Here is a 20,044-nt window from a genome sequence, read left to right as displayed (position 1 = left end):
TGCGTGGCGCCCTGCCGGGCCAGAGGGTCGGACCCATGAAGGGCATCAGCTACTCACGCTACGGCGGCCCCGAGGAGCTCGCATACGGGGACGTGCGCGACCCCCGGGTCGGACCCGACTCGGTGCTGGTCAAGGTACGGGCGGCGGCGGTCAACCCGGTCGACTGGAAGTGCCGCGAGGGCTCCATGGACCGCCTCCTCGAACCGGCCTTCCCGGTGGTCCCGGGATGGGACGTCTCCGGTGTCGTCGTCCAACCCGGCGTGTCCGTCACGGAGTTCGGAGTCGGTGACGAGGTCATCGGCTACGTACGCGAGGACTTCCTCTCCCGGGGCACCTTCGCCGAGTACGTCGCGGCGCCCGTGCGCACCCTCGCACGCAAGCCCCGCAACCTCACCTGGGAGGAGGCGGCCGGTCTGCCGCTGGTGGGGCTGACCGCCTATCAGGTGCTGTTCAAGGTGCTCCAGGTCAGGCGTGACGAGACCGTCCTGGTGCACGCCGCGGCCGGCGGGGTGGGCTCGATCGCCGTCCAGCTCGCCCGTCATCTGGGCGCCCGGGTGATCGGTACGGCGAGTGGGCACAACCACGAATTCGTGCGCGGCCTCGGCGGGGAGCCGGTCGAGTACGGCCACGGCCTGGTCGACCGGGTGCGCGCACTGGCTCCCGAGGGCGTGGACGCGGCGTTCGACACGGTCGGCGGGGACGCGCTGAAGGACTCGGCCAATCTCCTCGCCCCCGAGGGCCGACTGGTGTCGATCGCCGACCCGGACGTCTTCGACTACGGCGGCCGCTACTACTTCGTGCGCCCCGACGCGGCGGACCTGCTGCGGCTGTCGGAGCTGGCGGAGGAGGGCGTGGTGTCCGTGCACGTCTCGGAGACGTTCCCGCTGGAGCGGGCGGCCGACGCCCACCGGCTCAACCAGGAGGGGCGGACCCGGGGCAAGATCGTGGTGACGGTGGACTGGGAGACGGAGGAGGCGGCGGCGCCGGCGGGGCTGTGGCAGGGGGCGGAGTAGCGGCCCGCGGGGATGCCGGCCTCAGGTGGCCGGCGCGGGCCAGGAGTTCCAGGACGGTCCGACGGCGGCCGCGGCCCTCACAGGACGAGGGCGACGCCGCACACGGCCAGCGCCACGGTGACCAGAACCGTGGCCGTGGCCTGCCGGGGGGCGAACGCCGAGGGCTCGCCCGATGCCGTGAGGGCGCTGATACGGCGGTGGGCCAGGGCCAGGAAGCCCAGCCACAGCCCGCAGCACAGGGCGCAGACGATGCCCCCGGCGACCGAGACCCCGCCGTGCAGCGCGGTCCGCATGGCGAGTACGGCGGCCACGGTGCCGGACAGTGTCGTACGCCGCCACGCCAGGCGGGTCCGCTCGGGCTGCAGCCCCGGATCCCGCACCGGCTGCGCGACCGGCCCGGCGCTCACCCCTCCCACCCGACCAGCACGACGACGACCATGGCGACGGCCACGACCGCGACCACCAGGCTCAGCACCGCCGGGAACCGCGACACCGGCAGGTCGGCGCCCCGGCGCATCGCCCTCTCGCAGCGCACCCAGTGGTTGACCGCGCGCAGAGAGCACAGCGCGCCCGCCGCGAGCAGCGCGAGCGCCAGCCCGACCCGCCAGCCCCACCGCAGGTCAGGCAGGAACTGGTCCACCGCGAACCCGCCGCCGATGAGCGCCAGAGCGGTGCGCAGCCAGGCCAGGAAGGTGCGCTCGTTGGCCAGCGAGAACCGGTAGTCGGGGGTGCCGCCCTCCTGACGGATCTGCTGGGGTTCGAACCACAGCCGGACGTTTCGTACGAACTCGATCACATGAACGACCCTATCCGGGCGGCCGCGAGGGGGCGTTGTCAGTGCCGCCCGCTACGGTCCTGGGCATGGAGGTTCCCACGTCACTGGCCGGGTACGCGATGCCCGGACGCAGCATCGCGCCCGCCGAGCACCTGCTCGGGCTGCCCGGCTTCTGGCCGGTTTTCTACGCTCCCGTCTGGGACGAGTTCGTGGCGGAGCCGGAGATCTTCGGCGCCGACTCGGCGGACGTCGACGAGGCGGCCTCGGTGCTGTACGAGGCGGAGGAGGTCTGGCCGGCGTTCCGCATACCCATGGCGGGCGGGCATGTGCTGTGGATCGTGCACCGCAACTTCCCGGACGACTCCGGCACGGACTATCTGATCGCCCACCCGGACTGGGACCGGCACGCGTACCTGGCCTCGATCGACGGCCACTTCAGCGGGCCGGGACTGTCCTGGCCCGAACTGGTCGCCGTGGCCGAGTCCGCCCCGGCGGGTGCGCAGGGCGTCGTGGATCCCGGGCTGCGGCTGCTCCTGCTGCTGCCCGCCTTCGGCGACGCGGACCTGCCCAAGGGGGAGGCGGTGGCGCGGATATCCGGTGCGCTCGAGGCGGTGGGGGCGGCGCCGGAAGCCGCGCCGGGTGTGGCGGAGCGGCTCCTGGACCATGGGTTCTGGGAGGCGCCCAGCTGGTCGTTCCGGGGCGGCAGCCCGCTCAGCGGCAGCACGGTCCGGCCGAGTCCGCTCGCGCTGTGCGACGGGGCGTACAGCCCGCGCACCGTACGGCTCGCCCTCGGCATCACCGCCGAGCAGGAACGGGCCCTCGCCGACGCGCTCGCGGGTGGTTCCCGGGATCAGCCGGTGCCTGCCCGGTAGACGATCAGCCGGTCGCCGCGCGGCAGACGATCAGCCGGTCGCCGCCCGGTACGCCCTGAGCCGCTCGTACGCATCGAGCCCGTCCGGCACCCACGCCCACTCCGTCAGCCGCCGCTCCACCTCGGCGTCGGACAGGAAGCCGTGCCAGGCGACCTCCTCCACCTGCGGGCTCACGGGCAGCTCGCAGCGCACCTCGTACACGGCCGACCACCAGGTCTGCCCGGCACCGTCGTCGTACAGGAACTTGAAGAGGTACGACGGGCTGGGGAGGCCGCTCACGCCGAGTTCCTCCTCGGCCTCACGCAGCGCGGCGTCGTCGTACGACTCGCCCGCGCCGACCACTCCGCCGACGAACATGTCGTACCGCGAGGGGAACACCAGCTTGGTGGGCGTGCGGCGGTGCACGAAGAGGCGGCCCTGTGCGTCCCGGGCCTCGATGAAGACGCAGCGGTGGCGGAGCCCCTGGGCGTAGGCCTCGCCGCGCGGGGACTGTCCGATGACCCGATCCTGCTCGTCGACGATGTCGAGGATTTCGTCAGCAGCGCTCATGGGGCCATCCAAGCAGGGCGGGCGCCCGTGGCGGTCAGGCGTCCGCGCTCGGGGCGGCGCTCGTGCCGGTCAGGGCGTCTGCAGGGCCGGCGCCACCCGCCGGGGCTGGACCGCGCCGGACGGCATCGCCGAATGCGTACCGAGCATGATGATGCCGACCACGATCCCGGCGAGCCCGGCCGCCTCCCACGCCAGCGCGCCCGCGTCGGTGCGCAGACGGTCGCCGAGGAAGCCCACGCCGCAGGCGATGCCGGCCAGCGGCTGTGCCGCGGTCAGGGCGGGCAGGGACATGCGCAGGGACGCGGTCTCGAACGCGCTCTGGACCAGGATCAGCCCGGTGAGGCCGAGCGCGACCACGGCGTACGGCTGCCAGCTGGTCAGGACCTCCGTCATACCGCCCTCGGCGAAGCGCTGCCCGGTCACGCGGGTCAGGGCGTCCTGCACGCCGTAGAGGAGACCGGCGGCGGTCGCCAGCAGCGCGGGACCCGAGCTCAGCCGCGAGCGCTTGGCGTACGTCGTGAGCACCAGGGCCACTCCGACCATGACGCCGATGATCAGCCAGTGCCTCAGGGGGCTGTCGGTGGCCGTTCCGCCCTGCGGCTGTCCGGCGACGATGAACGCCGTCACCCCGCCCGCGAGCAGCGCGAGGCCCGCCCAGCCCTGGCGGCCCAGCGGCTGCTTGGTCTGGCGGCGGGAGAGCATGAGCGCGAACAGCAGGTTCGTCGCCAGCAGCGGTTCCACCAGGGAGATCTCGCCCTGGCCCAGCGCCATCGCGCCCAGTGCCATACCGACCACCATCAGCCCGATGCCGCCCAGCCAGCGGGGCACCTTCATCAGGTCGAGGAGGATCCGGGGCGAGAGGAAGTCGCTCAGTGGCGCCTTCTGCGCCGCGTTCTGCTGCAGCACGAAGCCGAAGCCCAGGCAGCACGCAGCGGTGACGGCGAGTATCAGAATCTGAAGCGACACGCTGCGTACCTCGATCATCCTGCCGGGGGGACGGGGTGCGTAATGGCCGACTGTAGCGGCCCAGAGCCCGGCATGCGCGGTCCTGCAATCGTGCGATGCCCGCCGCTACGGCGCCATGACGTACGCCACACAGTACGCACAAATCCGACATTCGCGACAGCGTTGAATGCCTCAACCGCCCCACCAGTAACGAGAGTTGACGCGTGTAACACCGTGGCGACCCTTGACGCGAACCGTTGGCTGCGGGTTTGCTGTGCGTGATCACTCGATGACAGTCCACACACTTTCCCCGACAGAACCCAGAACAGAACCCAAAACGGTGCCCCCACCACCCCCGCCACCCCTCGGCCGCGGTCGAAAGCGCGCAGCGCACGCCTTCGACGCGGCCCTCGATGACGCCGAGCTCGCCGCCGCCCGCGCAGCGCTGGCCCAGGGCCGGTGGCAGACGGCCCGCTCGCTGCTGGCCCGGACCGGCGACGACTGGGACCGCAGAGGGCACCGCGTCACCGTCCTCGCCCAGGAACCGCACTGCGCCCCCTGGACCCGCGACTGGTTGCTCGCCGAACCCGACTCCGCCGACGCCGCCGTCCTGCTCGCCCACGCGCAGGTCCGGCGCGCACTGCGCGGCAAGGAGAAAGCGGTCCGGGCCCGCGAGTCCTGCCACACCGCCGCCGCCCTCGCGCCCGCCGACCCCACCCCTTGGCTCGGCCTGCTCATGCTGGAGAGCACGCTGGGCGCCGAGGAGGAGGTGCGCCGGCTCTTCGCCGAGGTCCGCGCCCGGTACGCCGACCACCACCACGCCCACCACCTGATGGTCGCCCGGCTCGCCGAGCGCCACCCCGGCACCGGTCCCGACCCGCTCCACGAGGTCTACGACTTCGCCAACCATGCCGCCGAGCGCGCCCCCGCCGACTCCCCGCTCGCCGTCCTCCCGGTCATCGCCCACGCCGAGCGCTACCGCGTCCTCGCGGCGGCCGGGCATGAGGCGCGTGACGCGGCCGCCTCCGGGCACTGGACCGGCCGCCGGGCCCGGCAGGTGATGCGGGCCGCCTTCGACTGGTGGCTGGAGTGGGAGCAGGAAGGCCACCCGCGCCGCCTGGTCGACCTGAACTTCCTCGCCCACGCCAAGGTCTGCGAGGGCCGGGGCGCCGAGGCGGCCGCCCTGTTCCACCGCATCGGCCGGCACGCCACCCCGTCGCCCTGGTCGTACCCGGACCGCGACCCGTATCCCGCCTTCAGCGCCGCACGCGACACGGCGCTGGGTACGACGTGACGGCGCCGGTTCGACGTGACGGCAGTGACTCGACGTGACGGGGCGGACGGGACGGTGCTGACGCGACGTGGCGGTGCTGGCGCGACGCGACCGTATCGATGCGACGCAACGGGATCGTCGCGACGCAACGGGATCGTCGTGGCGGCACAGGCCCGACGCAACCGCATCGCCGCGACGGAACCAGCTCGATGGGACGCCAACGTCGCGACGCAACAGGATCGTCGCGACGCCGCCGCATCCCCGCCACCGCATCGACGCAACGGCATCGTCGCGATGGCGCCGACTCGACGCAACCGCCCCGACCCCACGCAACCGCACCGACCCGACGCAACGAAACCGCCCTGGTCCCAACACCGCCCCAACACCGCCCCATCCCCTCCCCCACACCCCCAGCGCCCCCAACCCGACGAAGGACGGTCCCCAATGAAGACGGGCAGTTCCAGCACGAGCAGAGCCACCGCGGACGGCGGCGGCATCAGTACGTTCAAGGGACAGGACCGCGCCCTGCGCGCCGACCGGCTCGGCACGACGGGCCTGCTGCTGTCCGTGCTCGCCGCGACCGCACCCTTGATGGTGGTCGCAGGTGTCATGCCCACGACCTTCGGGGTGATGGGCGTCCTCGGACAGCCGCTGCTCTTCGTGATCCTCGGCCTCGTCCTCGCCCTCTTCAGCGTCGGGTACGCCGAGATGAGCCGGCACGTCCACAACGCCGGCGCGTTCTACGCGTACATCTCCCGCGGCCTCGGCGGCACGGCCGGCGCCGGCGCGGCGATGGTCGCACTCGTCGCCTACAACGCGCTCCAGGTCGGCATCTACGGAATCTTCGGCTTCGAGGTCTCCGGCCTGTTCGCCACCTACCTCGAAGTGGAGGTCTCCTGGTGGATACCGGCGCTGGCGGCCGTGCTCGTCGTCGGTGCCCTCGGCTGGCTGAAGATCGACCTCAACGCGCGCGTGCTCGGCGTTCTGCTGGTCATCGAGGTCGCCCTCGTGGTCATCTTCGACGTCGCCGCGATCGCCGACCCGGGTAAGGAAGGCCTCTCGCTGCACGCCTTCAACCCGGACACGCTCACCGGCGCGGGCATAGGCACCGCCCTGTGCTTCTGCGTCGCCGCCTTCCTCGGCTTCGAGCAGGCCCCCGTCTACGCGGAGGAGACCAGCCGCCCGCACGTCCTCGTGCCGCGCGTGATGTTCCTGGCCGTCGGCGGCATCGCCGTCTTCTACACGATCAGCTGCTGGGCGTACACCGTCGCCGCAGGCCCCTCCGCCATCGTCGGCACATCGCAGGAGCAGAGCGCCGGGCTGCTGTTCTTCCTCACCGAGGACCTGCTCGGCACCGGCTTCACCGACGTCCTGCACGTCCTGTTCGTGACCGGCATGTTCGCGGCGATGCTCAGCTTCCACAACGTCGTCGCCCGCTACGCCTTCGCCATGGGCCGCGAAGGCCTGCTGCCCCGCGCCTTCGGCCGCACCAGCGGCGCGAGCGGCGCCCCCGGCACGGGCTCGCTGCTGCAGACCGGGATCTCGCTCGTGGTCGTCGCCGCGTTCGCGTTCGCCGACGACAGGCCGACCGGCGACCCGACCGCACCGGTCCTGCACCTGTTCACGTGGATGGGCAGCCTCGGCGCGCTCGGCGTCGCCGCCCTGATGGCCGCCGCCTCGGTCTCGGTCATCGTCTTCTTCGTCCGCCGCGGGGCCGCCGCCGCCCAGTTCTGGCGGCTGGCCGCCTCCGGGCTCTCCGTCCTCGCGCTGCTCTTCATCGTCGTCTACACCGTCAAGGACTTCGATGTCCTGATCGGGGCGGGCCCGGACTCGGCCCTGAGCTGGGCGCTGCCCGCCGTCATCGCCCTCGCCCTGGCCGTCGGCCTGGCCCAGGGCCTGCTGCTGCGCTCCCGTGCCCCCGAGCGGCATGCCCGCATCGGGCTCGGCAACGAGGCGTTCCAGCTGGAGAAGGCGGCAACGGGAGACGCAGGAGCAGGGGAGCGTTCCTGAGAGTCCCGTAAGAAGTGTGACGGAACCCTGACGAGCACCCGCGATTCCTGGTCCCGCCCGGGTCGCGGGTGTTCGAATGGAGAGGTGAACCCCGAACAGCCCGAAGCCCCCGAAGCGAGGGGAGAGGACCACGGCGCGGAGCAGAAGCAGGGCAAGCCCGTCGGCCGCCGCGTCTTCCTCGGCACCCTCGGCCTGGGCGCCCTCGGCGTGGTCACCGCGCCCACCCTGCAACGCGGCCTGGAGTCCTTCCTCGCGAGCGCCTCCGACAAGGACCCCACGGGCCTGACCGACCTGCTCCCCAACGGCGGCGGCTTCCGCTACTACTCGGTCGCCTCCTCCGTACCCCGCAAGAACGCCACCACCTACCGCCTCAAGGTCGACGGCCTGGTCGACCACCCCCGGACCTACACCTTGGCCGAACTGCGTGCCCTGCCGCAGAACCGATTGGTGCGCGACGTGCAATGTGTCACCGGATGGCGGGTACCCGGCACGCCGTTCGAAGGGGTGCGCCTGTCCCGGCTGCTCGACGCGGCGGGAGTGCGCCAAGGGGCCGGGGCGGTGCGCTTCACCTGCTTCGACGGCACGTACACCGAGAGCCTCACTCTCGACCAGGCCCGCCGCGCCGACGTCCTGGTCGCCCTGCGCATGCAGGACAAGGCCCTGAGCCACGCCCACGGCGGCCCGGCCCGCCTCTATGTGGCGCCCATGTACTTCTACAAATCGGCCAAATGGCTCTCCGGGATCACCGTCACCGAGGACGTGAAACCCGGCTACTGGGAGGAACGCGGCTACGACGTCGACGCCTGGGTCGGCCGTTCGAACGGACGCGACGATGAGCCTACGAGTTGACACCCCCGGCCGGACGGCGAGCGTACGGCGCTTCGGCCCGGCCACGCGCTGGGTGCACCGTACGACGGCCGTGCTGATGGGCGTGTGCGTGGTGACGGCGGCGTGCCTCTACGTTCCGCAGCTCGCCGAACTCGTCGGCCGCCGCGAGCTGGTGGTCCGTGTCCACGAGTGGGCCGGTCTCGCCCTGCCCGTGCCCGTGCTGGCCGGACTCGTCTCCCGTGCGTTCCGCGCCGACCTGGGCTTCCTCAACCGCTTCGGCCCGCACGACCGCGTCTGGCTGCGGGCTGCCCTGCGCCGCGACAAGCGGCGGTCGTCCCGTCCGGCGGGCAAGTTCAACGCCGGGCAGAAGATCTACGCGGCCTGGATCGCCGGCGCGACGCTGGTGATGCTCGGCACCGGTCTGATCATGTGGTTCACCCATCTCACGCCCCTGGTGTGGCGCACCAGCGCGACGTTCGTCCACGACTGGCTGGCTCTCACCATCGGCATCGTCCTGGCCGGCCACATCGGCATGGCGCTAGGGGATCCGGAGGCGCGCCGGGGCATGCGGACCGGTGAGGTGAGCCGGGAGTGGGCCGAGCGGGAGCACTCCGTCTGGCGGCGAAGCGCTCCGCGCGAAGAGCGGTGATCGGCCGTCGGTCGTCTGTGGCGCCGTCGTGGCTGGTCGCGCAGTTCCCCGCGCCCCTGGGGGCGCGTCCGAACCGTGGCTGACTTCGCCAGGGGCGCCTGGGCCCGTGCCCGCACCGGGCTCCTGTACGACGTCCGGGGTGGCGACGGTGAATGCGGATGCCACACGGACCTCCACGCCTGCGTACCCGACGGCGACGTCGACGGAGCCCGGGCCCAGCGCCGGTACCACGACCGACAGCACCAGTCGGCCGCCCGAGTCCGGCTTCAGGACAGGCACCCCGGCGACCTGCTGCCCGCCGATGCTCACCACCCCGTCCCGCAGCAGTTCGCCGGGGTCGAAATGCGCGTCCGCCAACTCGATCCCGATCGTCTCGCCGGGCCGAGCCTCCCCGTCCCCGCCCGTGTCCACCCCGGCAATCCGGTAACCACAGGCCGCGGGCGTGCCGCTCGCCGTGGGCTTCAGCCGCACACTGGCACCGGGATGCCGCCGATGGAAGTCGAGCAGCCCGCCGAGGACGGCGTACGCCGCACGCCCCTTGCAGGTGTCGGCTCCGCCCGCGGATGCGGCATGGTCCGAGGCCGCCTGCTCCCAGCTTCCGCCCTCGCCCTGCACGGCCAGGCAGGCCGTGGCCAGCCCTCGCAGCACCGTCCATTCCGCGTCGGCGGGGGCCCCGGGCACCTGGCTCAGGGCGTTCCGGCACTCGGTGGGGGCGCGGAGCAGGTCGTAGACGCTCGAGGGGTCGGCGGCGCCGTCGAGGTTCGGTGAGTCGGGGCCGGGCGCGAGCCAGGCGGGGGCTTCGAGGAGCTTTTGGCTCATGGTGGGGCTGGGGGAGGGGGACGAGAGAGCCGGGCTCTCGGTCGCCCTCATGCCCTGCGACGCGCTGGGCGTGCCGGTGAGCGCGGGTGCGCCGATGTGGCCGTCGGGCGACGGCCGTACCGCAGGCGCGGATCTGGCCGATGGCCAGGTCGGCAGACTCCGGACCGTGTCGGAGGGCCCTGCGGTGACGACGGTGCCCCCGCCGCCCCTGCCGTCCGCCGAGCCACCCCCGTCACTGGTGAAGGCCGCGGCGGCCACCGCCACCGCCCCCGCGACGAGCAGCCCCGAGACACGCATCCCGAGGGAAACCGCCATGACGCCCCCCGATGTTCCGGCCCCGGCGACTGCGGCAGTCGTCGGGGACCCCCTCATCATCGGGCCCGCGGCCCCTTCGGGGAAGCCGCTTCATGGGACGGTCGGTGCGAGTTCGGGCACACGGGAACCGCGACCCGCGAACCGGAATCCCTGCGGAACAGGGGGAGTTCACAGGGGGCTCAGCCCGCGAAGTCCAGCAGCACCTTGCACGACGTGCTGCGGTCCGCCGCTAGTGCGAACGCCGACTCGGCCTCCCGCACCGGCACGACCGCGCTGACCAGCCCGTCGAACGACGCCTCGGCGGCGAGCAGTTCCAGCGCGTCGTCGAACTCCGTGTCGAAGCGGAACGCCCCGCGCAGTTCGATCTCACGGCTCACGACGAGGTTCCCCGCGAACGGACTCTGCCCCGGCGGCAGCATCCCGAGCTGCACCACGACACCCCCGCGCCGCACGAGCCGCAGACACGTGTCCAGCCCCGCCGCGACCCCGGACGCCTCGATCGCCACGTCCACCTCGGCGGGCCACCCGGCATCGTCCGGATCGTCGGCCCGTACGAGGCTGTCGGCGCCCGCGATCCGCGCATACTCCAGGGCCGTCGGCAGCAGGTCCGTCACCGTCACGCGTGCCGCTCCGGCCGCCTTCGCCGCCGCGACCACCAGACATCCGATGGGCCCGGCACCGGTGACGAGGACATGCCTCCCGGCCACCTCCCCGGCCCGCCGCACCGCGTGCAGCGCGACGGACAGCGGCTCGGCGAGCGCCGCCCGCCGCAGCTCGAGACCGGCCGGGAGCGGCCTCAACTGGTTTGCTGGGACGGCCACTTGGGCTGCGAACCCGCCCTGTACATGCGGGAAGCGGGCCGCGCTGCCGAGGTAGCGGGTGTCCCGGCAGACGTTGCGCCGCCCGTCCGCGCACTCGGGGCACACCCCGCAGGGCGTCGCCGGGTGCACCGCGACAGCCGTACCGGGAACCGGCCCTGACGCCCCGTCGCCGTACGAGACGACGGTCCCGACCACCTCGTGCCCGAGCAGCATCGGCTCCTTGAGCCGGAAGTCCCCGACCCCGCCGTGCCGCCAGTAGTGCAGATCGGAGCCGCAGACCCCGCCGTACCGCACCGCGACCAGGGCATGCCCGGGGCCGGGCGCCGGTACCGGCAGCTCGTCGACCCGCAGGTCGCCCTGCCCGTGGATCACGCAACCAAGCATCTCCGGGGCCTCCTTCACAGCACGCTCGTCATGCCGCCGTCGACGTACAGCACCTGCCCGCTGATGAAGTCCGCGGCAGGGGAGGCGAGGAACAGCACCCCGCCCACCAGGTCCTCCGTACGGCCCCAGCGCCCGGCCGGGGTGCGTCGCCGCACCCACGCGCTGAACTCCTCGTCCTGGACGAGGGCCTGGGTGAGCTCGGTCTCGATGTAGCCGGGGCCCAGGCCGTTGACCTGGACGCCGTACGGCCCCCAGTCCGCGCACATGCCCTTGGTGAGCATCTTCAGCGCGCCCTTGGTGGCGGCGTAGGGCGCGATGCCGGGGCGGACCACCTCGCTCTGCAGCGAGCAGATGTTGACGATCTTCCCGTGGCCGCGTTCCGTCATCCGCCGGGCCGCCTCCCGGCCGACCAGGAAGGCGCTGGTCAGGTTGGTGTCCAGGATGCGGTGCCAGTCGGAGTCGGTGAACTCCAGGAGCGGGGCGCGCAGTTGCATGCCCGCGTTGTTGACCAGGATGTCGAGTGGGCCCACCCGCTCCTCGACGTCCGCGATCCCGGCGGTCACCGAGGCGCCGTCGGTCACGTCGAACACGGCCGTGTGGACGTTCCCGGGCAGCTCGGCGGCGCCCAGTTCGGCGGCGGCCTCGGTGAGCCGTTCGCCGTCCCGACCGTTGAGGACCACCGTGCAGCCCGCCTCCGCGAGGCCGCGGGCCAGGGCCAGTCCGATGCCCCGGCTGGAGCCGGTGACCAGGGCCGTGCGACCGCTGATGTCGAAGAGAGGGTGAGCCGTCATCGTCGTACCCCTAAATGATCAGCGAGAGCAGGAGGACCACACCGCCGGCGACCACCGAGATGATCGTCTCCATGACGGACCAGGTCTTGACGGTCTGACCGACGTTCAGGCCGAAGTACTCCTTGACCAGCCAGAATCCGGCGTCGTTGACATGGCTGAAGAAGAGCGAGCCGGCGCCGATGGCGAGGACCAGCAGGGCCGCGTGGGTCGTCGACATGTCGGCGGCCAGCGGGGCCACCAGCCCCGCGGCCGAGACCGTCGCCACCGTCGCCGAACCCGTGGCGAGCCGGATCGCCACCGCGATCAGCCAGGCCAGCAGCAGGGCCGGGATCGACCAGTCCTCGGAGATGTCGAGGACCATCTGGCCCACGCCGGTGTCGATCAGTGTCTGCTTGAAGCCACCGCCCGCGCCGACGATCAGCAGGATGCCCGCGATGGGCGCGAGGCTCTTCTCGACCAGCGGCGAGACGCGCTCCTTGCTGAACCCGGCCGGCCTGAGCAGCGTGAAGATGCCCACGAGCACGGAGGCGAGCAGCGCGATCAGCGGCGATCCGATGACGTCGAACACGCGCTGCACGGTGTTCTCGGGGTCGTCGATCACGATGTCGACCAGCGCCTTGGAGAGCATCAGGACGACCGGCAGCAGGATGGTCGCCAGCGTGGCGCCGAAGCCGGGACGCTTGTCCAGATCCTCCGAAGCGCGCTGGGCGGGGGTCTGGGGGGAACCCCCAGTTGTATTCAGCATGCGGTCCGGGGCCGGGACGTCCACCCAGCGGGCCGCGTACCGGGAGAACAGCGGGCCGGCGATGATCACCGTCGGTATGGCGACGAGGACGCCGAGCGCCAGCGTCACCCCCAGGTTGGCCCCGACCGCGTCGATCGCGACCAGCGGGCCGGGGTGCGGCGGGACCAGTCCGTGCATCACGGACAGGCCGGCGAGGGCGGGGATGCCGATGCGCATCAACGAGTAGTTGCCGCGCTTGGCGACCATCAGGACGACCGGGATCAGCAGGACGACGCCGACCTCGAAGAACAGGGGCAGGCCGATCACCGAGGCGATCAGCACCATCGCCCACGGCATCGAACGGCCGCCCGCCTTGGCGAGGATCGTGTCGACGATCTGGTCGGCGCCGCCGGAGTCGGCGAGCATCTTGCCGAGGATCGCGCCGAGGGCGATGAGCACGCCCACACCGGCGACGGTGGTGCCGAGCCCGGTGGTGAAACTGACGATCGCCTTGTCGAGCGGCGCCCCGGCGATCGCGCCGAGCGCCAGTGACCCGAGGGTCAGCGACAGGAACGCGTGGAGCTTGAACTGGGTGATGAGCAGGACGATGACGGCGATGCCCGCCAGGACGGCGATGCCCAGCTGAGCGTGGCCGGCCGAGGTGATGGGCTCGACGGGGTCCGCTGCCAGCATCTCGACGCTGAGTCTGGTCACGGGGGTGGATTCCCTTGCAGATACGGGGTGGAGGAGGGGTGCGGGGGGTTACGGGGTCGGCTCGGGGAGCGCCGTCAGGGCCGACACGGCCCGGTCGGCGATCTCCTCGGGGCTGCCGGACACGTCCACGACGACCCCGGCCTCGTCCGCCTGGAGCGGCTGGAGCGTGGCGAACTGGGAGTCGAGGAGCGCCGTGGGCATGAAGTGCCCCTGCCGGTGCGACATCCGGTCCTCGATGAGCGCGCGGTCGCCCGCCAGGTGCACGAACACCAGGTCCGGCGCGGCGGTCCGCAGCCGGTCCCGGTACGACCGCTTCAGCGCCGAGCAGCTGACCACCCCGCCGAGCCCGGCCCGCCCGTGCGCCCAGGTGCCGATGGCATCGAGCCAGGGCCACCTGTCGTCGTCGCCGAGCGGGGTACCGGCCGACATCTTGGCGATGTTGGCCGGCGGGTGGAAGTCGTCGCCCTCGGCGTACGGAACGCCGAGCCGGGCCGCGAGCAGGGGACCGATGGTGGTCTTCCCGGTGCCCGCGACGCCCATGACCACGACGACATGGGGGGTACTCATCGCTGCCTCACTGTCTGAATGTCCTCGTCGACACGTGATGTCGACGCCACTGAAACCCATTAGGTACGACGAATTCAAGACCCTGTGATGAATAAGTCTGACTTTTTGAGACCGTGATCCACCCCGTACGCTGAGTACATGACCACTCCGGGCCGGGGTCTGCACGGCCATGTACTGGAAACCCTCGGCCCCGCGATCACCGCGGGCGAGTACCCGCCGGGCAGCGTCCTGCGCACCGACGAACTGGCGCAGCGCTTCGACGTGTCGCGCTCGGTGATGCGCGAGGCGGTCCGGGTCCTGGAGTCCATGCACCTGGTCGAGTCCCGCCGCCGCGTGGGCGTGACGGTCCGCCCCAAGTCCGAGTGGAACGTCTACGACCCCCAGGTCATCCGCTGGCGACTGGCCGGCGCCGACCGCCCCCACCAGCTGCGCTCACTGACCGTGCTGCGCTCGGCGATCGAGCCGGCGGCGGCCGCCCTGGCCGCCAAGAACGCCACCGCCGAGCAGTGCGCCGAACTCACCGAGTGCGCCCTGGGCATGGTCGCCCACTCCCGCGGCCACCAGCTCGCGGGCTACCTCGTCCACGACGTCGCCTTCCACCGCGCCATCCTGAACGCCTCCGGCAACGAGATGTTCGCCCGCCTCGGCGACGTCGTCGCCGAGGTCCTCGCGGGCCGCACCCACCACGAGGTCATGTTCGAGGACCCCGACCCGGCCGCGGTCACCCTCCACGTCCAGGTCGCCGAGGCGGTCCGCGCCGGCGACGCGGCCCGCGCGGAACACCTCACCCGCGAGATCACGGTGGGCGCGCTGCAGGAACTGGACATCCTGGCGCCGTAGGCCCACCGGCCTGCGAACTCCCCGGCCTACTGGTCCGGGAACTCCCCGTCGACGTACACCCACGCCCCGTCGACCCGCTCGAACCGGCTCCGCTCATGCAGTGACCCGCCCCGGTAGGAAGCCCGGAAGGTCACGGTCCCCGTGGAGTGGAACGCGGACCCGTCGTCGGTGTCCAGGATTTCCAGCCCGGTCCACCGCATCCCCGGATCGAGGTCGAGGCGCGCCGGCCGCGTCCGCGGATGCCAGGTCCGCATCAGGTACGCCGCATCGCCCTTGACGAACGCGCTGTAGCGCGACCGCATCAGGGCCTCGGCGGTCGGCGCGGCGGCGCTCGCCTCCGAGTGGTAACGGCCGCAGCAGTCGTCGTACGACTGGGGGAGTCCGCAAGGGCAGGCGGTGTTCGTGGGGCGCTGCTGGGAACGCGAGGTGCGGCGAGACATGGACACCATTATGCGTCACTCCCGTCCCGTAATTGAGAACGCTAATTCCGGGTTGACGCATAATATGCTGGACGAGTAACCTCGGTTCGCCCGAATTGTTCCATTCGGCTTGCATGGATCCTTGATTCGCATGCTCAGTCGAATTCTGGAACCTCACTCTTTTCTGCCCGAAAGGGATGCCGTTGTTAATCAATCACGCCTGGGCGCGGGGGCGTGCCCTGATCGCGTTACTGGTGGTGGCGCTCATCGGCGCTCTGGTGCTGGCGGGCGCCACCGACGCCTTCGCGAAACGGAAGAAGCCCAAGAAGAACATTTCGCTGGCCGCCTTCGACGGTGACTACGAGCACCCGCGGAAATTCTCCTGTTCGTATCTGGAGAAAGTCGACCGAATTGTGGTCGAGGACTGGGTCTGCTCGGCCGGACCCGACGGTACGGCGATCCTCTTCAGTCAATTGCTGACCCGGGGAGACAACTCGGGATACTGGTGGGAGGACGAGGGCTGGAAGTACCTTGCCGCGCCCAAGAAATTCTCCTGCGAGGTGCGGCCCGCCGACGCCGCCAGGACCATCGAGAACTACCAGTGCGTCTACAAGGAGCGGGGCACGACCTACAAGGTGCCGCTGAAGAACACCAACCTCGCCACCTCGGACCAGGGCGAGAAGTGGTACCTGCAGCGCATCGATTACCCGCCGTCGCCCACCCCGACGCCCTAGCGATGCCTCAGCTCTTCATCAGCCACAGCAGCCGGGACCGAGCCGTGGCCCAGCGGGTCGCCGACTGGCTCAAGTCGGTCGGGTTCGAGGGCCTGTTCCTCGATGTCGACCCCGATGCGGGCATCCCCGCGGGGCAGCGCTGGGAGGCGGAGCTCTACACGCAGCTGCACCGGGCCGACGCGGTGATCTACCTGGCGAGCGCGGCGTCACGGGAGTCGCACTGGTGCTTCGCCGAGCTGACCCACGCCCGGCGGGCCAAGCGGCCGGTCGTACCCGTACGGCTCGACGACGCGCCCCGCCCGGGCATCCTGGGCGATGTCCAATGGGTGGACCTGCGGGACGGTGAACGGGCCTACGGCCGGATCCTCGAAGGACTGCGGCTCGCGGGCATCACCGCCGAGGGCTCCTTCGCCCGGGATCCGGTCCGACCGCCCTATCCGGGGCTCGAACCGTTCTCGGCCGAGGACGCGGCGGTGTTCTTCGGGCGCGACCGCGACATCGAGCGGCTCCTTGAGGCACTGGACCCCGTGATGCGGTACGACGGCGGCCGGTTCGTGGCCGTCGTCGGCCCTTCGGGCAGCGGCAAGTCCTCGCTGCTGCGCGCGGGCGTCCTGCCCCGGCTGCTGCGCCGGCCGCACCGATGGGTGGTGCTGCCGCCTTTTCGGCCCGGCAGGCAACCCACGGCCAACCTGGTCGCGGCCCTGGAACGCGCCTTCGCCGACCAGGGCCACCCGCAGACGTACGACGAACTGCGGCGGGCCCTCGCCGACGGCTCGGCGGGCCTCGTCCGCCTCGCGGCCCGGCTCGCCCACCCCCCAAGGGCGGACGGCGAGTCCCGCATGGTCCTCGTGGTCGTCGACCAGGCGGAGGAACTGGTCGGCCTGACCGGCATCGCGGAGCAGCGCTCCTTCCTGCGGCTCCTGCGTGCCGGGCTCGGTCCGGACAGCCCCCTGTGGGTGCTGGCCACGGTGCGGTCGGAGTTCCTGACCACGAGCCCGGAGCGCGCGGGACTCGCCGACGCCGTCGACGATTGCGTGCTGATCCAGCCGATCGGCCCCGACCGGCTGCCGGAGGTCATCGAACGCCCCGCCCAGCAGGCCGCGTTGACCTTCGAAGCGGGTCTGGTCACCCGCATGGTGAACGAGACGGCGGGGGGCGACGCCCTGCCCCTCCTCGCCTACACCCTGCGCGAGCTCTATCTGCGCGCCGCCGGCACGGGCACGGTCACCCGCGACCACTACGAGCAACTCGACGGAGTCGTGGGCGCGTTGCGCGGCCGGGCCGACCGGATTCGCGCGGAACTGCAAGGGCGAGGCGTGGGTGGCGCGGTGCTCCCGACCCTGTTGAAGTTCGCCGCGGTGGAGGGCGACCGACCGCCCACCGGCCGACGGATCGCGTACGCCGAACTCGGCGCGGACGAACGGCGCGTGGCCGACGCCTTCGTCGAGGCCCGGCTGCTCGTCCGCACCGGCGACGCCGGCACGGGCACCACAGTCGAGGTCGCCCATGAGGCCCTGCTGCGCCAGTGGGATCCGTTGCGCGACCGCATCGAGGAGTCCAGGAACCTGCTGAGGCTGCGTTCCGACCTGGAGCGGCTGGCCGCCGACTGGGAGCGCGGCGAACAGGACCGGGCCTACCTCCTGCGCGGGGCCAGGCTCCAGGCCTTCGAGGACTGGGCCGGCCGGCACCCCGGCGAACTCGGCCCGGCGGAACGGCAGTTCCTCGCCGCGAGCCGCGCCCAGGCCAGGAGCGAACTCGACGCGGCGAGGCGCTCCAACCGGCGCCTGCGTGCACTCGCCGCCGGACTGAGCCTGCTGCTGGTCCTGACCGTGCTCGCCACCGGGCTCGCCTACGTCAGCAACGCACGCGCTCAGTCCCGTGCCCGGCTGGCCCTCGCGGGCAGACTCGGCGCGGAGTCGGACCGCCTGGCCGGGAGCCGCCCGGACGTGGCCGTCCTGGTGGGCCTGCAGAGCCTCAGCGTGGCCCACGGCGACCACCCGCAGCCGCACCCCCCGTCCGGGCTGATCACCGGACTCTCCCGGATCACCCACCCGTCGACCCTGCTCGCCCACCCCGACCAGGTCCAGAGCGCGGCCTTCAGCCCTGACGGGCGGCTGCTCGCCACCTGCGGCTGGGACCGGACCGTACGCCTGTGGAACGCGAGGACCGGTGCGCCCGTCGGTAAGCCCTTGACCGGACATCAGGCCGCGGTGACGGAGGTGGAGTTCGACCCTGCGGGCAGGTTGCTCGCGGCAGGCGCCATGGACGGCACCGTCCGCCTGTGGGACGCGGTGACACGAAGGCAGACCGCGGTGCTCCGGGGACACACCGAAATGGTGCACGACCTGGCCTTCGACCCGGTCGGCCGCACCCTGGCCACCGCGAGCCTCGACGGCACCGTTCGCCTCTGGGACGTACGGCGATCGCGCCTGCGCACCGTCCTGAAGGGCCACCAGGACGCCGTCACCGGCGTCGCCTTCAGCCCCAACGGCCGCCGGCTCGCCACCTCCAGCTGGGACATGACCGCACGACTGTGGAGCCTGGGGCCCGGCGCGCCGCGCGAGGTGCGGACGTTCAAGGGCCACCGCGACTGGCTGCGACGGGTGGTGTACAGCCCCGACGGACGGAGCATCGCCACCGCCGGCGCCGACGGTACGGCCCGCGTGTGGGACGTCGCCACGGGCAGGCCCCGGGACTGGAACGTCGACGCCCATGGCCGTGACATCTGGTCGGTCGCCTTCAGCCCCGACGGCCGGCTGCTCGCCACCGCGGGCGACGACGGGACGGCCCGGCTGTACGACGCGCGCACCGGGGAGCAGCAGGGCCTGCCGCTCGTCGGGCACACCAACCTGGTCAACCAGGTCGTGTTCAGCCCGGACGGCAAGCGGCTCGTCACGACCAGCTGGGACCGCACGGCCCGGCTCTGGCAGGTCGCCCGGACCCACTCGGTCAGCAGGTCGCTCGTCGGCCACGAAGGCGACGTCAACGGCGTCGACTTCGCCCCCGACGGCCGGCTCCTCGCCACCGCGGGGCAGGACGGGACCGCCCGCCTGTGGCGCCTCGGCCCGGGCACGCCCGCCACCCGCGTGCTGCGCGGCCACGACGGAGCGGTGTACCGGGCGGTGTTCAGCCCCGACGGCAGCCTCCTCGCCACCGCCGGCGAGGCGGACGCCGTACGCCTGTGGAACCTGCGCACCGACCCGCCGCGCCCGCTGCGGACGCTGACCGGCTCCCACGGCGGTGTCCAGGACGTGGCGTTCAGCCCCGACGGCACACTGCTGGCCGCGGCCGACGGGGACGCCGAGGTACGGCTGTGGTCGGTGGACGACGGCCGGGCCCTGGGCGCCCTGCCGGACGGACACGGCGAATCGGTGAACGGCGTCGCGTTCAGCCCCGACGGGCGACTGCTGGCAACTGTGAGCGACGACCAGACCGTGCTGTTGTGGGACGTCGACCGGCGCGGGCACGTCGGGAAGCCGCTGAAGGGACACACGAACGCCGTGCAGGAAGTGGCGTTCAGCCCGGACGGCAGGCTGCTCGCGACCGCGAGCCTCGACCACACCGTGCGCGTGTGGGACGTCGCGACCCGCCGGCAGCGCGGCGCACCCCTCACCGGGTTCACCGCCGGCGTCGAGGACGTCGCCTTCAGCCCCGACGGGCGTCTCGTCGCCGGCGCCGGGGACGACGGCACCGTACGGACCTGGCAGGTGCGCACGGGCCGGCCCGCCGGACTCGTCCTCACCGGCCACCGGGGCGAGGTCTACGCCGTCGCCTTCGGTCCCGGCGGCCGGTCGATCGCCTCCGCCGGCGCCGACGACACCGCTCGCGTCTGGGACCGGGGCTTCACGTCCTGGGTGGAGTACGGCTGCCGGCTGGTCGACCGCAACCTCACCGCCGCGGAGTGGCAGCAGTACGTACCGGGCCGGCGCTACGAACGCACGTGCCCGAACCTGCCGTCCGGAGCCGGTGCCCCGGCCGACGCTCCCGCCGCGAGGTACTGAC

Annotated in this window: 19 protein-coding genes; 9 read left to right on the top strand and 10 right to left on the bottom strand. The window is 72.2% G+C overall.

Annotated elements, in window-relative coordinates; all coding sequences use genetic code 11:
- Positions 1–35 precede the first annotated feature (35 nt).
- On the top strand, positions 36–1,013 hold the full coding sequence (locus EJ357_RS09550) for an NADP-dependent oxidoreductase (RefSeq protein ID WP_126390548.1): 978 nt from the start codon (positions 36–38) through the stop codon (positions 1,011–1,013).
- Positions 1,014–1,090: 77 nt separating this feature from the next.
- On the opposite strand, the gene EJ357_RS09545 is transcribed toward EJ357_RS09550, so the two are convergent.
- Positions 1,091–1,420: a DUF202 domain-containing protein gene (locus EJ357_RS09545; RefSeq protein WP_126390547.1), complete on the bottom strand. Its 330-nt coding sequence runs from the start codon at positions 1,418–1,420 to the stop codon at positions 1,091–1,093.
- Complete coding sequence (locus tag EJ357_RS09540; RefSeq protein ID WP_126390545.1) at positions 1,417–1,809, bottom strand: YidH family protein; 393 nt, start codon at positions 1,807–1,809, stop codon at positions 1,417–1,419. Before EJ357_RS09540 ends, EJ357_RS09545 begins: the two co-directional genes overlap by 4 nt.
- Positions 1,810–1,874: 65 nt before the next feature.
- On the opposite strand from EJ357_RS09540, the gene EJ357_RS09535 reads away from it, so the two are divergent.
- Complete coding sequence (locus EJ357_RS09535; RefSeq protein WP_126390543.1) at positions 1,875–2,660, top strand: hypothetical protein; 786 nt, start codon at positions 1,875–1,877, stop codon at positions 2,658–2,660.
- Positions 2,661–2,690: 30 nt separating this feature from the next.
- Here EJ357_RS09535 and EJ357_RS09530 read toward each other — a convergent pair whose 3' ends face one another.
- Positions 2,691–3,209: an NUDIX hydrolase gene (locus tag EJ357_RS09530; RefSeq protein ID WP_126390542.1), complete on the bottom strand. Its 519-nt coding sequence runs from the start codon at positions 3,207–3,209 to the stop codon at positions 2,691–2,693.
- A gap of 69 nt (positions 3,210–3,278) precedes the next feature.
- Positions 3,279–4,175, bottom strand: coding sequence for a DMT family transporter (locus tag EJ357_RS09525; RefSeq protein WP_126390540.1), 897 nt, complete (start codon positions 4,173–4,175; stop codon positions 3,279–3,281).
- Between the two features lie 319 nt (positions 4,176–4,494).
- Between EJ357_RS09525 and EJ357_RS09520 the strand changes: the two genes are divergently transcribed.
- From EJ357_RS09520 to EJ357_RS09505, 4 genes are all read left to right on the top strand, one after another.
- On the top strand, positions 4,495–5,448 hold the full coding sequence (locus EJ357_RS09520; protein WP_228473019.1) for a tetratricopeptide repeat protein: 954 nt from the start codon (positions 4,495–4,497) through the stop codon (positions 5,446–5,448).
- Between the two features lie 423 nt (positions 5,449–5,871).
- Entirely contained in the window at positions 5,872–7,437 is a 1,566-nt protein-coding gene (locus tag EJ357_RS09515; RefSeq protein ID WP_126390536.1) for an APC family permease, read from the top strand.
- A gap of 84 nt (positions 7,438–7,521) precedes the next feature.
- Positions 7,522–8,286 carry a molybdopterin-dependent oxidoreductase gene (locus EJ357_RS09510; RefSeq protein WP_126390534.1) on the top strand — a complete coding sequence of 255 codons (765 nt, stop codon included), beginning with the start codon at positions 7,522–7,524 and terminating at the stop codon, positions 8,284–8,286.
- A complete protein-coding gene (locus EJ357_RS09505; RefSeq protein WP_126390532.1) occupies positions 8,270–8,914 on the top strand; it encodes a cytochrome b/b6 domain-containing protein in 645 nt (214 codons plus the stop codon). Before EJ357_RS09510 ends, EJ357_RS09505 begins: the two co-directional genes overlap by 17 nt.
- Here EJ357_RS09505 and EJ357_RS09500 read toward each other — a convergent pair.
- The 5 genes from EJ357_RS09500 to EJ357_RS09480 form a co-directional block, all read right to left on the bottom strand.
- Positions 8,804–10,048: a hypothetical protein gene (locus EJ357_RS09500; RefSeq protein WP_126390530.1), complete on the bottom strand. Its 1,245-nt coding sequence runs from the start codon at positions 10,046–10,048 to the stop codon at positions 8,804–8,806. The two genes, EJ357_RS09505 and EJ357_RS09500, sit on opposite strands and share 111 nt — an antisense overlap.
- 179 nt (positions 10,049–10,227) lie before the next feature.
- The gene (locus EJ357_RS09495; protein WP_126390528.1) at positions 10,228–11,253 is read right to left on the bottom strand and encodes an L-idonate 5-dehydrogenase; all 1,026 of its coding nucleotides are present in this window, start codon (positions 11,251–11,253) and stop codon (positions 10,228–10,230) included.
- 14 nt (positions 11,254–11,267) lie between these two features.
- The gene (locus EJ357_RS09490; RefSeq protein ID WP_126390526.1) at positions 11,268–12,044 is read right to left on the bottom strand and encodes an SDR family oxidoreductase; all 777 of its coding nucleotides are present in this window, start codon (positions 12,042–12,044) and stop codon (positions 11,268–11,270) included.
- Positions 12,045–12,054: 10 nt separating this feature from the next.
- Positions 12,055–13,482 (bottom strand): GntP family permease, encoded by a 1,428-nt coding sequence (locus EJ357_RS09485; RefSeq protein ID WP_126390524.1) that lies wholly within the window; start codon positions 13,480–13,482, stop codon positions 12,055–12,057.
- A gap of 48 nt (positions 13,483–13,530) precedes the next feature.
- Positions 13,531–14,049 (bottom strand): gluconokinase, encoded by a 519-nt coding sequence (locus EJ357_RS09480; RefSeq protein ID WP_126390522.1) that lies wholly within the window; start codon positions 14,047–14,049, stop codon positions 13,531–13,533.
- 138 nt (positions 14,050–14,187) lie between these two features.
- On the opposite strand from EJ357_RS09480, the gene EJ357_RS09475 reads away from it, so the two are divergent.
- Positions 14,188–14,889, top strand: a complete 702-nt coding sequence (locus tag EJ357_RS09475) for a FadR/GntR family transcriptional regulator (protein WP_126390520.1) — start codon at positions 14,188–14,190, stop codon at positions 14,887–14,889.
- 26 nt (positions 14,890–14,915) lie between these two features.
- On the opposite strand, the gene EJ357_RS09470 is transcribed toward EJ357_RS09475, so the two are convergent.
- A complete protein-coding gene (locus tag EJ357_RS09470) occupies positions 14,916–15,329 on the bottom strand; it encodes a YchJ family protein (RefSeq protein WP_126390518.1) in 414 nt (137 codons plus the stop codon).
- Between the two features lie 182 nt (positions 15,330–15,511).
- Between EJ357_RS09470 and EJ357_RS09465 the strand changes: the two genes are divergently transcribed.
- Entirely contained in the window at positions 15,512–16,042 is a 531-nt protein-coding gene (locus EJ357_RS09465; RefSeq protein WP_126390516.1) for a hypothetical protein, read from the top strand.
- A 2-nt stretch (positions 16,043–16,044) separates the two neighbouring features.
- Positions 16,045–20,043, top strand: a complete 3,999-nt coding sequence (locus EJ357_RS09460; RefSeq protein WP_126390514.1) for an nSTAND1 domain-containing NTPase — start codon at positions 16,045–16,047, stop codon at positions 20,041–20,043.
- The last annotated feature ends 1 nt before the right edge of the window (position 20,044 follow it).

This window comes from Streptomyces cyaneochromogenes, assembly GCF_003963535.1.
Taxonomy (GTDB): domain Bacteria; phylum Actinomycetota; class Actinomycetes; order Streptomycetales; family Streptomycetaceae; genus Streptomyces; species Streptomyces shaanxiensis.
This window is presented reverse-complemented; position numbering and strand designations above follow the sequence as displayed.

Coding starts and splice junctions, on each gene's coding strand:
- EJ357_RS09505 (WP_126390532.1), top strand. CDS start 8,270: ATGAGCCTACGAGTTGACACCCCCGGCCGGACGGCGAGCGTACGGCGC.
- EJ357_RS09515 (WP_126390536.1), top strand. CDS start 5,872: ATGAAGACGGGCAGTTCCAGCACGAGCAGAGCCACCGCGGACGGCGGC.
- EJ357_RS09530 (WP_126390542.1), bottom strand. CDS start 3,209: ATGAGCGCTGCTGACGAAATCCTCGACATCGTCGACGAGCAGGATCGG.
- EJ357_RS09490 (WP_126390526.1), bottom strand. CDS start 12,044: ATGACGGCTCACCCTCTCTTCGACATCAGCGGTCGCACGGCCCTGGTC.
- EJ357_RS09535 (WP_126390543.1), top strand. CDS start 1,875: ATGGAGGTTCCCACGTCACTGGCCGGGTACGCGATGCCCGGACGCAGC.
- EJ357_RS09500 (WP_126390530.1), bottom strand. CDS start 10,048: ATGGCGGTTTCCCTCGGGATGCGTGTCTCGGGGCTGCTCGTCGCGGGG.
- EJ357_RS09480 (WP_126390522.1), bottom strand. CDS start 14,049: ATGAGTACCCCCCATGTCGTCGTGGTCATGGGCGTCGCGGGCACCGGG.
- EJ357_RS09470 (WP_126390518.1), bottom strand. CDS start 15,329: ATGTCTCGCCGCACCTCGCGTTCCCAGCAGCGCCCCACGAACACCGCC.
- EJ357_RS09460 (WP_126390514.1), top strand. CDS start 16,045: ATGCCTCAGCTCTTCATCAGCCACAGCAGCCGGGACCGAGCCGTGGCC.
- EJ357_RS09495 (WP_126390528.1), bottom strand. CDS start 11,253: ATGCTTGGTTGCGTGATCCACGGGCAGGGCGACCTGCGGGTCGACGAG.
- EJ357_RS09550 (WP_126390548.1), top strand. CDS start 36: ATGAAGGGCATCAGCTACTCACGCTACGGCGGCCCCGAGGAGCTCGCA.
- EJ357_RS09475 (WP_126390520.1), top strand. CDS start 14,188: ATGACCACTCCGGGCCGGGGTCTGCACGGCCATGTACTGGAAACCCTC.